15 protein-coding genes are annotated in these 13,883 nt (G+C 56.0%); 8 read left to right on the top strand and 7 right to left on the bottom strand.

The genetic code is table 11. The features are described 5' to 3' along the window. Positions 1–158: 158 nt before the first annotated feature. The 4 genes from rplT to AC2FEB_RS19960 all read right to left on the bottom strand — a co-directional run bounded on the left by rplT (position 159) and on the right by AC2FEB_RS19960 (position 2,924). Entirely contained in the window at positions 159–524 is a 366-nt protein-coding gene (gene rplT, locus AC2FEB_RS19975; RefSeq protein ID WP_058273348.1) for a 50S ribosomal protein L20, read from the bottom strand. 14 nt (positions 525–538) lie between these two features. Further along, positions 539–739, bottom strand: a complete 201-nt coding sequence (rpmI, locus tag AC2FEB_RS19970) for a 50S ribosomal protein L35 (protein ID WP_010443552.1) — start codon at positions 737–739, stop codon at positions 539–541. A gap of 183 nt (positions 740–922) precedes the next feature. Then, entirely contained in the window at positions 923–2,473 is a 1,551-nt protein-coding gene (locus AC2FEB_RS19965) for an alanine/glycine:cation symporter family protein (protein WP_117869938.1), read from the bottom strand. Between the two features lie 13 nt (positions 2,474–2,486). Next, positions 2,487–2,924: a universal stress protein gene (locus tag AC2FEB_RS19960; protein ID WP_117869939.1), complete on the bottom strand. Its 438-nt coding sequence runs from the start codon at positions 2,922–2,924 to the stop codon at positions 2,487–2,489. Positions 2,925–3,121: 197 nt separating this feature from the next. Here AC2FEB_RS19960 and AC2FEB_RS19955 point away from each other — a divergent pair, with 197 nt between their 5' ends. After that, positions 3,122–3,583, top strand: a complete 462-nt coding sequence (locus AC2FEB_RS19955) for an Lrp/AsnC ligand binding domain-containing protein (RefSeq protein ID WP_254683713.1) — start codon at positions 3,122–3,124, stop codon at positions 3,581–3,583. Positions 3,584–3,596: 13 nt separating this feature from the next. On the opposite strand, the gene pyk is transcribed toward AC2FEB_RS19955, so the two are convergent. Beyond that, positions 3,597–5,042, bottom strand: coding sequence for a pyruvate kinase (gene pyk, locus AC2FEB_RS19950; protein ID WP_117869941.1), 1,446 nt, complete (start codon positions 5,040–5,042; stop codon positions 3,597–3,599). A gap of 142 nt (positions 5,043–5,184) precedes the next feature. Here pyk and AC2FEB_RS19945 point away from each other — a divergent pair, with 142 nt between their 5' ends. The 3 genes from AC2FEB_RS19945 (at position 5,185) to AC2FEB_RS19935 (ending at position 6,651) form a co-directional block, all read left to right on the top strand. Then, positions 5,185–5,922, top strand: a complete 738-nt coding sequence (locus AC2FEB_RS19945; protein WP_117869942.1) for an N-formylglutamate amidohydrolase — start codon at positions 5,185–5,187, stop codon at positions 5,920–5,922. A gap of 87 nt (positions 5,923–6,009) precedes the next feature. Next, on the top strand, positions 6,010–6,249 hold the full coding sequence (locus AC2FEB_RS19940) for a DUF6868 family protein (protein ID WP_117869943.1): 240 nt from the start codon (positions 6,010–6,012) through the stop codon (positions 6,247–6,249). Positions 6,250–6,336: 87 nt separating this feature from the next. After that, positions 6,337–6,651 carry a DUF1244 domain-containing protein gene (locus tag AC2FEB_RS19935; protein WP_117869944.1) on the top strand — a complete coding sequence of 105 codons (315 nt, stop codon included), beginning with the start codon at positions 6,337–6,339 and terminating at the stop codon, positions 6,649–6,651. 535 nt (positions 6,652–7,186) lie between these two features. Here the strand turns inward: AC2FEB_RS19935 and AC2FEB_RS19930 are convergent. Then, on the bottom strand, positions 7,187–7,699 hold the full coding sequence (locus AC2FEB_RS19930; protein ID WP_254683714.1) for an MDR/zinc-dependent alcohol dehydrogenase-like family protein: 513 nt from the start codon (positions 7,697–7,699) through the stop codon (positions 7,187–7,189). A 17-nt stretch (positions 7,700–7,716) separates the two neighbouring features. Next, the gene (locus tag AC2FEB_RS19925; protein WP_254683715.1) at positions 7,717–8,172 is read right to left on the bottom strand and encodes an alcohol dehydrogenase catalytic domain-containing protein; all 456 of its coding nucleotides are present in this window, start codon (positions 8,170–8,172) and stop codon (positions 7,717–7,719) included. 231 nt (positions 8,173–8,403) lie between these two features. Here AC2FEB_RS19925 and AC2FEB_RS19920 point away from each other — a divergent pair, with 231 nt between their 5' ends. The 4 genes from AC2FEB_RS19920 to AC2FEB_RS19905 all read left to right on the top strand — a co-directional run bounded on the left by AC2FEB_RS19920 (position 8,404) and on the right by AC2FEB_RS19905 (position 13,789). Further along, the gene (locus AC2FEB_RS19920) at positions 8,404–9,399 is read left to right on the top strand and encodes an HlyD family secretion protein (protein ID WP_117869945.1); all 996 of its coding nucleotides are present in this window, start codon (positions 8,404–8,406) and stop codon (positions 9,397–9,399) included. Further along, a complete protein-coding gene (gene rbbA / locus AC2FEB_RS19915) occupies positions 9,396–12,092 on the top strand; it encodes a ribosome-associated ATPase/putative transporter RbbA (RefSeq protein ID WP_496676236.1) in 2,697 nt (898 codons plus the stop codon). The genes AC2FEB_RS19920 and rbbA overlap by 4 nt, the downstream gene beginning before the upstream one ends. After that, positions 12,093–13,217, top strand: a complete 1,125-nt coding sequence (locus AC2FEB_RS19910) for an ABC transporter permease (protein ID WP_117869947.1) — start codon at positions 12,093–12,095, stop codon at positions 13,215–13,217. A gap of 143 nt (positions 13,218–13,360) precedes the next feature. Continuing rightward, positions 13,361–13,789, top strand: coding sequence for a phasin family protein (locus tag AC2FEB_RS19905; protein ID WP_117869948.1), 429 nt, complete (start codon positions 13,361–13,363; stop codon positions 13,787–13,789). Positions 13,790–13,883: the final 94 nt, after the last annotated feature.

The raw sequence follows: 13,883 nt of genomic DNA, 5'->3' as shown, positions 1-13,883 counted from the left end.
GGATACATATCAGCGACTACCGCTAGCCACGCCGATATCTCACTTGCGAACAGCAGCCGGTACATACATTTGGGCTCGAAGCGGACTATCTAATCACGAACAAAAAAAGACCGCCCCAAGCGGGACGGCCTTTCTTTCACTGTCTCTTTTCAGAGGGTTCAGGCGGCCAGAGCGGCCTGAGCTTTGGCGACGATCGTGCCGAACGCTTCCGGTTCGTGCACGGCCAGGTCGGCCAGAACTTTACGATCCACTTCGATACCGGCCAGGGTCAGGCCGTTAATGAAGCGGGAATATGTCAGTGCTTCGTCATGCGAACGCACAGCAGCGTTGATACGCTGGATCCACAGGGCGCGGAAGTTGCGCTTGCGGTTCTTACGGTCGCGGGTTGCATACTGGTTGGCCTTGTCGACGGCCTGACGGGCAACCTTGAAGGTGCTCTTGCGGCGGCCATAGTAACCTTTGGCGGCCTTGATAACCTTCTTGTGACGGGCGTGAGTTACGGTTCCACCTTTAACGCGGGACATGTCTTAATCTCCTCTTAGCGGTCGTAGGGCATGTAGCCCTTGACGATCTTGGCGTCGGGGGCGGACAGGGTGGTGTTGCCACGGGCATCGCGGATGAATTTCTTGGTCCGCTTGATCATGCCGTGCCGTTTGCCGGCCTGGCCAGCAAGGACCTTACCGGTCGCAGTCACCTTAAAGCGCTTTTTGGCGCTCGACTTTGTCTTCATCTTAGGCATTTCCGTCTCCTTTTCCGGGTTCGGTTTCAGACGCGACTCGGCATGCCATCTCGGCCGGTCACGCGATCAGAAGCGCCGTTTACGCAAGTTCGGTCATACTGGCAAGGGGGTTTGGATCAGAATCTGCGCTTTTTGCAGGCTGATCAGGCACTGGGGCGACAATGGCCGCCCCAGTGATTGGGTTTAGTGCTCGAATTTGCGGATTTCACCGGTTTTCAATCGCTCAGAGTAAGAGGCCAGCTCTTGACGCACCACTTTCATCAGGAAGTAGAGCGCAAAGACGTTGACCACCGCCATCGCAAAGATCGCTGCATCCGAGAAGTCGATGACCGGGCCAAGATTGGCCGCCGCCCCGATGACGACGAAGATACAGAAGATGACCTTGAAGATCAGCTCTTTGGTGTGGCCCTCACCGAACAGGTAAGTCCAGGCCTTGAGCCCATAGTAGGACCAACTGATCATGGTCGAGAAGGCAAACAGAATCACCGCAACCGCCAGGATATACGGGAAGAAACTGAATGCGCTGCCGAAAGCGGCTGAAGTCAGACTGACGCCCGAGTTGCCGTCAACAGTGGCAATCGCCGTACCGGCCTCATTCAGCATGTAGTTGCCGGTTTCCGGATCGATGATCAATTGCTGGGTGATGATGATGACCAGAGCGGTCATTGTGCAGATCACCACGGTATCGATAAACGGTTCCAGCAACGACACGAAGCCTTCGGTGATCGGCTCCTTGGTCCGAACAGCCGAGTGTGCAATCGCCGCCGAGCCAACACCCGCTTCGTTCGAAAACGCCGCACGTTTGAAGCCCTGGATCAGCGCGCCAACCATGCCGCCTGCAACACCCAGACCGGTGAAGGCGCCGGCGAAGATCTGGCCAAAGGCCCAGCCGATCATATCCGCATTCATCAGGATGATGACAAGAGCGGTCAGAACGTAGAGAACGCCCATGAACGGTACGACCTTCTCAGTCACCCGCGCGATAGACTTCAGGCCGCCGACGATGACCATGAAAACAACCGCTGCGAAGACCAACCCTGTGATCCAGCCAGGATAATCACCGACGATGCTCGCGATCTGCTGATGCGCCTGATTGGCCTGGAACATGTTGCCCCCGCCCAGCGCGCCAAGGATACAGAAGATCGAGAACAGAACAGCAAGGATTTTGCCACCCGGCAAGCCCAATTCGTTGAACCCCTTGGACATATAGTACATCGGGCCACCCGAAACGGTGCCATCTTCGTACTCGTTGCGGTATTTCACGCCCAGCGTACATTCGGTGAATTTCGACGCCATACCCAGAAGGCCCGCCAGGATCATCCAGAAGGTTGCGCCCGGTCCGCCGATGCCGACGGCAACGGCGACGCCCGCGATATTCCCCAGGCCGACTGTGCCCGAAAGCGCCGTGGCCAGAGCCTGAAAGTGGCTGACCTCGCCCGCATCATTGGGGTCGGAATAGTCACCTTTGACAAGGCTGATCGCGTGACTGAAGAACCGCATCTGCACAAAAGCAAAGTACAGAGTGAAGACCGTCGCAGCGATCACCAGCCACATCACGATCCACGGAAAGCTGGTCCCGGGAAATGGCGCGAAGATGAAGCCAACGAATGGACCGGTCAGGTCAGCGAAAGCCTGGTTGATTTTTTCATCAAGCCCCGGAGCGTCTTGCGCAAAGGCAGGGCTAGCGACAATAGCGGCGGCCGTTGAGGCGCCGAGTTGTTTTAGCATTCTCATTTTGTCCCTCCCTTCAGTTCACAACCGTGACCGGAACATCGGCATGCATCACAAGGTTTTGCGTCGAGCTGCCGAAGATACGTTTCTTGATCCCGTCCGCCGAAGACCGGCCAACAACGATCTGCGAGCCGCCCATTTCCATTGTAATGGTGTTCAAGGTCTCCGCCACATCGCCATGACGAACAACACCCTGCGCTTCAAAACCAGCCTCTCTGAGGGCCTCAACGGCAGGTGTCACGATACGCGACGTAGCCAGATCAACCTCTTCTTCCCTTCGTTTGTGACGCTGTGCGTTTTCTTCCGGTGTCTGAAAGGTGTAAGGGGACCATTCGATCACATAAGCGACCACCAATTCACACGTCCCGATCAGCTTTGCCAAATCCTTTGCAAAGGCAATCACGCGCTCACCGGTCTCTGTCCCGTCGAGTCCTATGACAATCTTTGTTGTCATGTCGTTCCTCCATTTTTTTCATTTGGCCGGGGCCCGTGCCCCCGACAGGGCAGCCGGAACTTGGAACTTTCAATAAGACCGCCCTTTGGTAAGTATCAGGAATTTTCACTAGGAATTGGAGATTTTTTTGGTCTATATTCAGTGGAATTTGTCGTTTTACGCTAAAAATACAGGGAATATTACTGATTAGCAGAGAATTGGATAATATCGACCAACGCATCCTGAACGAGCTTGAGGCCAATGGTCGGCTCTCAATAGTTGAGCTTGCGGCGCGCGTAAACCTTACGAATACGCCCTGCTCTGAACGTGTGAAACGGCTGGAAAAGAACGGCTATATCAAGGGCTACAGCGCCATAGTCGACAAAGAACGGATTGGGCTGGCCCTACTGACCGTCGTGCAGGTGTCGCTGACCGCGACCGCGGAACAATCCCTGGAAAAGTTCAACGAGGCCGTACGCAATGTGCCGGAAATCGAAAGCTGCCTGATGGTGGCAGGGTCGTTTGATTATCTTCTGACTGTCCGCACCCGCGATATTGCGCATTTCCGGATGATACTGGGCGAGAAAATAAACAAGCTGCCCGGAATTCACCAAACCAGCTCCTTCACGGTCATGGAAGCCGTGAAAGAACCTGTTGGCCAACGGGTACCGGAAACCTGAAGCCGGTTTCTGATTATTCGGGATCAGTGCTGTAGATCAGACGCTCGTCACACGGGGCCACACGTAGAATGTTGGTCGTGCCAGGCACGTTGAACGGCACGCCCGCAGTGACGACAATCTGATCGGTCTCGGTTGCAAAGCCCCCTGCCCTGGCTGCGCGAGCCGCGTTTACTACCGCGCTTTTGAACCGTTCGAGCTCGGGCGTCATGACGCAGTTGCAACCCCAGGTCAGGCAAAGTCTGCGCGCCGTTCCCATCAGCGACGTCATTGCGATAATCGGAACACCGGGACGTTCGCGCGCGGTCAATGCGGCTGTCGTGCCACTTTGCGTAAAACAGCAGATCGCCTTGATTTCGGTTTTCTCGGCTATTTCGCGCGCCGCGGCAACGATCGCGTCCGCAACGGTGGTTCCCTTGGCGGTACGCGAGGCGGCGATGATCTGCGTATATGTCGGGTCGGCTTCGACTTCGATGGCAACCTTGTTCATCGTCTGCACGGCTTCGATCGGATAGGCACCGGCTGCCGATTCCGCGCTGAGCATGATGGCATCCGTACCTTCGTAGATCGCTGTCGCAACGTCCGACACTTCGGCACGGGTCGGCATCGGGCTTTCGATCATGCTTTCCAGCATCTGTGTTGCAACGATGACGGGTTTGGCCGCCCCACGGCATTTTCGAACCAGGCGTTTCTGGATCGGAGGCACGGCAGATACAGGCAGTTCCACGCCCAGGTCGCCTCGCGCCACCATGATCCCGTCCGACGCATCAAGGATGTCGTCAAACGCCTCAACTGCGGCAGGTTTTTCAATCTTGGACAGGATCGCCGCGCGGCCGTCAGCAAGTGCGCGGGCCTCGAAAACGTCTTTGGCGCGCTGCACGAAGCTCAGCGCCAACCAGTCGACGCCCAGTTGGCAGACAAACTCCAGATCCTCTCGATCTTTCGCCGACAAAGCCGCCAGCGGCAGCACCACATCGGGAACGTTGACGCCCTTGCGATTCGAGATCGTGCCCCCCACCTCAACCGTGCAATTTGCATAATCCTGTCCGCAGTCCTGAACAGTCAGACGGATCTTGCCGTCATTAACGAGCAGGCGCGCGCCCGGTTCCAGCACCGCAAAGATCTCGGGATGCGGCAGGCAGACCCGGTTGATGTCGCCAGCATCAGGGTCGAGGTCGAGACGGAAAGCTGCGCCTTCTTCCAGATCCTCTGCCTCATTGGCAAAAACACCAACGCGCAGCTTGGGCCCCTGAAGGTCGGCCAGAATGGCAATCGGGCTGTCCAGGTCCTTTTCCACCTGTCGAATGATCTTGTGCCGTTCGCGAATCTCATCATGGCTGCCATGGCTCATGTTCAGACGAAAGACATCTGCGCCAGCCTCGTGCAGGGCACGAATCGTGTCATAGTCATTTGACGCTGGCCCCAGCGTCGCCACGATTTTCACATTTCTCAGGCGTCGCATTAGCATAGACCTCCTTACGTCATCTCAGGTTTGCAGATCAGCTTCCGCAAAATGTTACCGCAAACATCATTTCGATGCTTATTGCGCAATTCCCTTTTCAAAGCAACTGCCCTACACCTGCGGCAAACTAGATGACAGGCTCATGACATACACCCCGTTTTTCGTCCACGGTGCGGATCGCCCGTCGCGCTGGCTGATCACATGCGACCACGCAACCAATACTGTTCCCCCAGACGTAAATGGCGGCGACCTCGGTTTGCCGCGCGAGGATATGGAACGCCACATCGCCTATGATGTCGGCGCGTACGAGGTGTCGAAACATTTAGGTGAGATCCTGAACGCGCCGGTGATCGCCGCCAACTTCTCGCGGTTGGTAATCGACCCAAACCGGGGTGAAGACGATCCGACGCTGTTGATGAAACTCTATGATGGCTCAATCATCCCCAGCAATCGCCATGCAGATGATGACGAACGCGAACGTCGCCTGAACATGTGCTACCGCCCCTATCACGAGGCACTGGCGCAAATGGCGGCCCTGCCCCATGCGGTGATCGTTTCGATGCATTCCTTCACCCGCCAACTGCGCGGTCGTGAACCGCGTCCATGGCACATTGGTGTGCTGCACACCTTGGACGAACGGTTCTCGCGCCCTCTGGTCGCAAGACTTCAGGCCGAGGATGATCTGAGTGTTGGCGTCAACGAGCCGTATTCCGGAGTTTTGCCGGGGGATGCGATTGACAAACACTGTACCGCGTTCGGACGCCCAAACGCACTGATCGAGCTGCGCAACGACTTGATCGCGGACCATGCGGGGCAAAGGGAATGGGCCGAACGATTGGCTCCTATGCTGCAAGATGCATTGGAAGCAAGCGACCTTTGACCGCAAGTCTCACACGCGCTTTAACGTTCATCACGCTATTGTGAGAAAACCTCTCGATCCCCATATGAACAGGGAAAGGGGGTCATCGTGACACTAGAGCTTCTGACGACTTTTTTTGGTTGGATGGCCGTGCTCAATATCGCGGTTCTTCTGTTTACCACCCTGATGGTTCTGCTCTTGCAGGATTGGATCGCAGGCATTCACGGCAGGATGTTTCAGATGGAACGCCCCGATGTGAAACGCGCGTATTTCAGGTACCTTGCAAACTACAAGATCCTGACGCTGGTCTTCTGCATCGTACCGTGGCTGGCATTGAAACTGATGTGAAAACGCACTGGTGCAGGTCAGATTGTTGTAACAGGACCGCTGGGTTGTTAGGTCAGATTCAACACAATCGCCATCCGGAGCCACATCATGGACAAGCAAACCGAAATCGAACTTCAGGCTGCCGCGTTTCGCCGGTTGCAAAAGCACCTGATGGAAGACCGCACGGACGTTCAGAACATCGACATGATGAACCTCGCCGGTTTTTGTCGCAACTGCCTGTCGCGCTGGTATCAGGAAGCCGCGAACGAAAAGGGTATCGAGCTGGGCAAGGATGAAGCCCGCGAGATTTTCTACGGCATGACAATGGATGAATGGAAATCCAAGTATCAAACAGAGGCCAACCCCGAGAAGCAGGCCGCCTTCAAGGTTGCGTTCGAAAAAAACGTCGGCAGGAAAGACTGACAGCGCAAAGTTCAAAAAGGCCTGCCAATCCGGCAGGCCATCTGATGTGGATTGCCGCCTCAAGCTGTTATGCCGCGCGCCAAACAAATCAACGGCTGCCCTGAGCCCAGAACAGGTTTTTGGCGTGCATTATCCAACTGAGTCGCAGATTACGTGGTGGCCGCGGCGCTGAGCTGGTCCGCAAGCTGATCGAACACCAACCTGATCCTACGCCTGTGTTAAATTCCAAGTTGGCGTCAAGCTAAACCGGGAACTCAGGGTTAGGACCCATTGATTTCCGTTTGGAGAGATGACTCACGGTTCGAAAAACGAGCGGTGAACTGATCTATTCTGGCGGAGCGCGCGCCCTCCGCCTAGGGGCCGCACAAGACGAGAGGGCAACCGTGATGCCCCGCCGGGCAATGGACGCGACCTTTCTGAAAGCACATCACACTGCGACAAGCTTGGGCGTTAAAAAAAGGCGTGGCCGCCTGAAAGAAAGTCGTCAAATTTATGGGGCGGGTAGTCGCATTTTAGAGTACCTTGGAGCCGTTGGTCAGGGAACCAAAACCGCTGCCCCTTGCAACCGCCCAGCACTCAGATCCGCGAGGGCTATGTTGGCATCCCTTAGTGAATATCTCTGCGTCTGTGTCTGGATGCCTGCGGTTTGGACAATTGCGAAAAACTCTTCACCATCCTTGCGCGTTAGGTTTGCGACAGACAGGATATGTCGTTCCCCCCACAGATCGCTGTATGGAAATGTTGGGATGTCGCTCATGTGAATCCCACCGCAAACCACGCGGCCGCCCTTTCGTACGGCGCGCAGCGCTTTGGGCACAAGGGACCCGACGGGCGCGAAAATGATCGCAGCATCCAGTTCTGCTGGTGGTTGTTCGTCAGACCCACCCGCCCATACTGCTCCCAGATCACGCGCGAATTCCTGTGCCTCGATATCGCCGGGTCGGGTCAGCGCATAGACGTTTCGACCCTGCCAGACGGCCAATTGCGCCAAGATATGCGCGGCGGCTCCAAACCCATAGAACCCAATGTTCCTGGCATCTTCAGCCATTCGCAAACAGCGGAACCCTATAAGCCCGGCACATAACAACGGGGCCAGTGCAACCGGATCGGCGACCTCTGGCAGCGCAAAGAGTAGCGTGCATCCGCGAGGCAGGCTTCGGCAAATCCTCCGTTTCGTGTGTATCCAGTGAATATTGGCGCATCACACAGGTTTTCCTGTGCGCTTCGGCAATAAGGACACTGACCACAGGTGGACGCAAGCCAAGGCACGCCGACGCGCTGCCCGATTTCCAAGCCTGTCACTTCATCGCCCTTACGCAGGATTCGTCCAACAATTTCGTGACCGGGAACCAGTGGAAGTTCAGGATGCTTGAGGTCTCCATCGACGACGTGCAGATCAGTGCGACAAACACCACAGGCCTCAATCTGGATCTGTATATCATGAGCGCCTGGTGCTGGAAGTTCGATGCCTTCCAGTCTCAGCTCGCGGCCGACACCTTTGAAAACCATTGCGAGTGTCATGTTGTAGCACTCCAAAAACAATTACTCGGGATCATCCGCGTTCTTTGCTTCCTTCGTTGCAAGTCACGGGGCGCACGAACCCGGCTTTCGGACGATCCCCAAACGTGGAACAGAGTTTCGACTATCGGCACGATAGCACACGCGCGCCTTAGAAACGCTTGATCCATCGCAAAGCCTCCGATCCAGACACGTACTAGACTGACCGTCGAATTCAATGATCAGGCAAAAGCTATGAAGAAGAGTTCGCCCATCTTTTTTGCTCTGGCAGTCGTCGTGATCGCTGGCGCGGTTTTTTATTCCGTTATTTCCCAAAACGGCAATCAATTGCCGAATGGTTTCGTTCAGGGAAATGGACGAATTGAGGCCGAGCAGGTTGAGATTGCACCGACAATCGCAGGTCGCGTTGCCAAGGTTCTGGCACCTGAGGGCGGCATGGTTGCCGCGGGTGATGTTCTTGCCGAGATGGACATAGATGAATTGTCCGCTGCGCTGGATCGGGCAAAAGCTGAGGTGGCGCTGGAGCGCCAAACAAAAGCTGAAGCCGAGGCTTTGGTTTTGCAACGCCAGAGTGAGCAGCGCAGGGCAGCGCAAGAGCTTGAACGCGCAACGGCGTTGCTGACCGGGAACACTATCTCTGAGACGGTTTTCGAAGAACGCGAAACCATCCATCAAGTTGCTGCTGCTGTGTTGGGTGCCGCCAAGGCCCGTGTTGCAACCGCAGAAAGCCGGATTGCCGCTGCCGAGGCCGAAGTGCGCCGGATTGAGGCGCAGATTGAAGACAGTACCCTGCTGGCACCAATGCCGGGGCGTGTACTTTATCGATTGGCAGAACCCGGCGAGGTCGTCGGATCGGGCGAGCCGATCCTGACCCTTCTCAGTCTTGAGAACGTGTATATGGAAATATTTCTTCCAGCGCGCGAAGCCGGGCTGTTGCCGATTGGCGCCGAGGCTCGCATCGTGCTTGACGCTTTGCCCGAATACGCCACGCCCGCATATGTCAGCTTTGTCTCTCCCGAGGCACAGTTCACACCCAAACAGGTCGAAACCCTGGATGAACGCGAGCAACTGGTCTTTCGCGTCCGCGTCCGTATCCCCCAGGACCTGGTTGAAAGCCGGATTGAACATGTAAAAACTGGCCTGCGTGGGATTGCCGTGATCCGGATCAACCCTGCCAGCGCGTGGCCCGAGGCGCTTGAACAGCGCATCCCGCAAGAGCTGTTCGAATGAATTTGGCGGCCGCCGCGTCAGAATTTCGCATCGCCGGTGTTACGCACAGGTATCGAAAACACGTCGCGCTGAACTCTGTATCCTTGGAACTTCCGACCGGACAGCTTGTCGGTTTCATAGGACCGGATGGGGTGGGCAAGTCCACATTGCTTGGCTTGATCACAGGTGCAAAGAAACTGCAATCCGGGTCAATCAACGTTCTAGGCGGTGCAATAGATGAGCCCGCTCATCGTCGACGTATATGTCCCGCGATCGCATTCATGCCGCAAGGTTTGGGTCGGAACCTCTATTCAGAACTGTCGGTACGCGAAAACTTGGAATTCTTCTCGGGGCTGTTCGGCCAGGGGCACGTTGAACGTGATATACGGATCGCCGCGTTGCTAACGGCGACGGGGCTTGCGCCTTTTGAGGATCGCTTGATGGGCAAACTCTCTGGCGGGATGAAGCAGAAGCTGGGCCTGTGCTGTGCATTGATTCATGACCCTAAGCTCCTGGTTCTGGATGAACCGACAACCGGTGTCGATCCGTTGTCACGTCAACAGTTCTGGACGTTGATCGGAGCGATCCGAGCGGAAAACCCTAAGCTCTCTGTTCTGGTGTCGACAGCCTATATGGAGGAGGCCGAAGGCTTTGATCGGATCGTTGCGATGGACGCAGGTCGCGTCATCTTTCAGGGCAAACCCGCCGAATTGAAGCGCGCCGACAAGGATTTCGAAACCGCATACCGACGCTTGCGGGCCGATGGGGCGTCTGGTTCAGAGTCGGATCAAACAATCGTTCGACAGATCGACACGGATCCGGTGATCACTGCTCGCGGGCTGACACGGCGCTTTGGCGATTTCACCGCAGTGAACAACGTCGACTTCTCAATCAATCGCGGAGAAATTTTCGGGTTTCTGGGATCAAACGGCTGCGGCAAATCCACGACGATGAAGATGCTGACCGGTTTGCTACCGGCCAGCTCAGGTGAGGCATCGCTATTCGGCAAACCCGTTGACGCCCGGGATCGAAAAGTGCGTCGCGATATTGGGTACATGAGCCAGGCTTTCTCATTATACGGCGAATTGTCGGTGCACCAGAACCTGCAGTTGCATGCCCGCATTTTTGCGATCCGTGACCGTGACGCGCGCATTGCGGAATTGACGGAACGCTTCGGACTGGCGGCACATCGTGATACCTTGGCGGCCACTTTGCCCCTTGGGATCAAACAGCGCCTATCTTTGGCAGTTGCAATCATCCATCGCCCGCGTGTGCTGATTTTGGATGAGCCGACCTCCGGGGTGGACCCCGAGGCACGAGATACGTTTTGGGCATTGCTCGTTGAATTGTCGCGAAAAGACGCGGTAACGATCTTTGTCTCCACCCACTTCATGGCAGAGGCAGAACGATGTGACCGGGTTTCGTTCATGCATGCAGGCCAGGTCTTGGCCGAAGGCGCACCAGCCGAACTGATCGCCGCCGAAGGTGCAGACAGCCTTGAGGAGGCATTCATCTCAATTCTAGAGGCGGCGGAAAAACCAGCGCCGGTTGCAGCGCCAAAAGTTGACGTAACGACCAGTTCAAAACATGTGGGCGGAAGTGTCGGGCGTGCGCTGGCTTATACACGACGCGAGGCCGTCGAAGTGGCGCGCGATCCTGTTCGCCTTGCCTTTGCGTTTCTTGGGTCTGCCATTTTGATGTTAGTTTTCTGCTTTGGCATTACGCTAGACATTGAAGAGCTGGATTTTGCAGTTCTGGACCTTTCTCAGGGTCCTGAAAGCCGGGCTTATGCGACTGAGTTCGCGGGGTCGTCCTACTTCAAACCCACGCCCCCCTTGAACAGCGCTTTGGAAGGGCGCAACCGGCTAAAGGCCGGAGACGTTTCACTGGTCATAGAGTTGCCACCGGACTTCGGCCGTAAGCTGCGCACAGGAGAGCCGACACAGGTCCTCGCGACAGTCGATGGTGCCATTCCGTTCAAAGGCGAGACGGTTGAAGGATATGTCGCGGGGCTGCATCAGACCTTTCTGGATGAATACGCCCGTAACACCGGACAACGTGACTTCGAGATTGCCCGGATAGAACCACGATTTCGCTACAATCAGAGTTTTGAGAGCATTGCAGCAATGGCCCCGGCCATGCCGGCGATTCTGCTTATCATGTTGCCGGCCGTCTTGACGGCGGTCAGTGTCGCGCGTGAGCGGGAGCTGGGATCTGTGGTGAACTTCTACGTAACGCCGACAACTCGGCTCGAATTCCTGATCGGCAAGCAAATCCCCTACATTGCAATTGCTTTCGCGAACTTTCTGCTGCTGGCAGCGATGACCATTTTCGTCTTCGGCGTGCCCCTCAAAGGCGATCCCATTCCGCTGGCGGTTGGTGCGTTATTGTATGTCTGGGCAACGACGTCATACGGATTGCTGATTGCCACAATGACATCCAGTCAGGTGGCGGCGACATTTGCGACGGCCATAGCCTCGGTTGTGCCAACCATCCAATTCTCGGGCCTATTGCAACCTGTTTCCACATTGGAAGGGGGAGCTCAGGTTATTGGCTCGCTCTGGCCGTCTTCTTACTTTCTTCATTTGAACGTCGGCGCGTTCACCAAGGGCTTGGGTTGGGAATCTCTTGCGCCGGACATTCTGGCGCTTGCCTGTTTCGGGCCGGTGCTGACACTAATCGCCGCTCTTTGCCTCCGTGCGCAGGAGAAGTGAATGCAACGCCTCTATTGCATATTCTGGCTAGGGCTTAAGGAAGTGATGAGCCTGCGCCGCGATTGGGTGATGATGGCCTTGCTGGTCTGGTCGTTCACGCTGGCTCCGATCATGGAGGCAACAGGCGTTGCAAGCTCGGTGAACAACGCCTCGATCGCATTTGCAGATGAGGATAACTCTCCATTGTCGCGGACACTTGCCACCGCGTTTTTCCCGCCGGAGTTTCAACCGGTCGTGCAAATTGAACCGGGGACCGGCCCAACGCATATGGATGCCGGGCGGTTTATCTTTATTGTCGCCATTCCGCCAGGGTTCGAAAAAGACCTGCGTGCCAGGCGCACGCCAGAGATTCAGGTTCTGATAGACGCCACGGCCATGGAGCAGGCAGGTATCGGCGCCAACTACATCACCAACATTCTGAGCGCCGAGATCCATCGCTTTGCAATCGGTGTAGATCTCATGGATCCACCCTCAATCAATGTCATTCTGAGAAGCGCCTTCAACCAAAACAGAGATACGGTGCGTTTTGCTGGCATCGTTGCGCTGATCGGTCAGATCATGTGGCTCACGACCATCCTGACGGGTGCTGCCATGATCCGGGAAAGAGAGCACGGAACAATTGAGCATCTGCTGGCCATGCCCCTAACCCCGCTTGACATCGCTTTGGCTAAAATCTGGGCCAATGCGGCCGTTGTCCTGATCGCTGCCGGGTTATCGCTGGCCTTCGTCATGCAGGGCTCGCTGGACATTCGAATTGCCGGGTCAAAAACACTATTTCTTTGTGGAACGGCGCTCTTTCTGTTTACAGCCACGGCACTTGGGGTCTTTCTGGCTACGATCGCGCGCTCGATGGCACAGTTTGCGCTTCTGGTCATGCTGATTGTCCTGCCAATGCTTATGCTGTCCGGAGGGGAAACACCTGTCGAAGGGCAGCCAGACTGGCTGCAAACCGGAACGCTGTTTCTGCCGTCGCGCCACTATATGTCAGCCAGCCAAGCAATCGTTTTCAAAGGTGCTGGAATCGAAATGATCTGGCCGGAATTCGTTTGGATGGCTGTGTTGGGTTTGGCACTGTTAATGACAAGCCTGTTTATGTTCCGAAGGTCGGTCACCCAGATGAGCTGATATGAACCGGTCGCGTGCGCCGTTTCCAGGCATATCGGGAACGACAGTGCGCAAATACCTCGCGAATTTGATCTCGGTTAATGTGAATGCGCCTGTAGACATGGTAAAATCGGCTCACCGTCTTCTTTCTAGGGAGAGTCCAAATGCCTACAAAATCAGCCAAACCCGAAATACAGGAAGCCCTTACCGACGCGTTGAAATCCATGCGGGGCGTGATGTCCATGAACCCGGTGGTCGCACCGCAGATCGAACAGTTTTGGAAAGCGCAGGACCATCTGCTGAGCGAGGCGGAGGAATACTCGCGTCTCTGGTTCAAACGCCGCCACGAAGCTACACGTACTGCGCTGCAAACAGCCCGGGAAACCACGACTGGCGACAACCCAGATCCGGCCAAAACGATGCAGGCCGTCGCCGATTGGCAACGTCATTCCATAGAACGAATGGTGGAAGATGCACGTGAGTGGTTCGAAATGGTGTCACGCTGTGCAAAACACGTGAGCGAAACAGAAGCAGACGCCATCGGCGAAAGCATGGAAGCTGCCTCCAAGGCCGCGGGCAAATCCAAAAGCTAGAACCGATTAAACCCGTTTGACGCAGCCTGTCTTCGACAGGCGTGGTCCTATCTGACCATTCACGTATCGCAGGCCAAGCCGGGTGACTATTATT

This window comes from Ruegeria sp. YTSC106 (genome assembly GCF_059609765.1).
The sequence above is the reverse complement of the archived record's forward strand: the minus strand, read 5'-3'. Positions and strand labels throughout refer to the sequence as shown.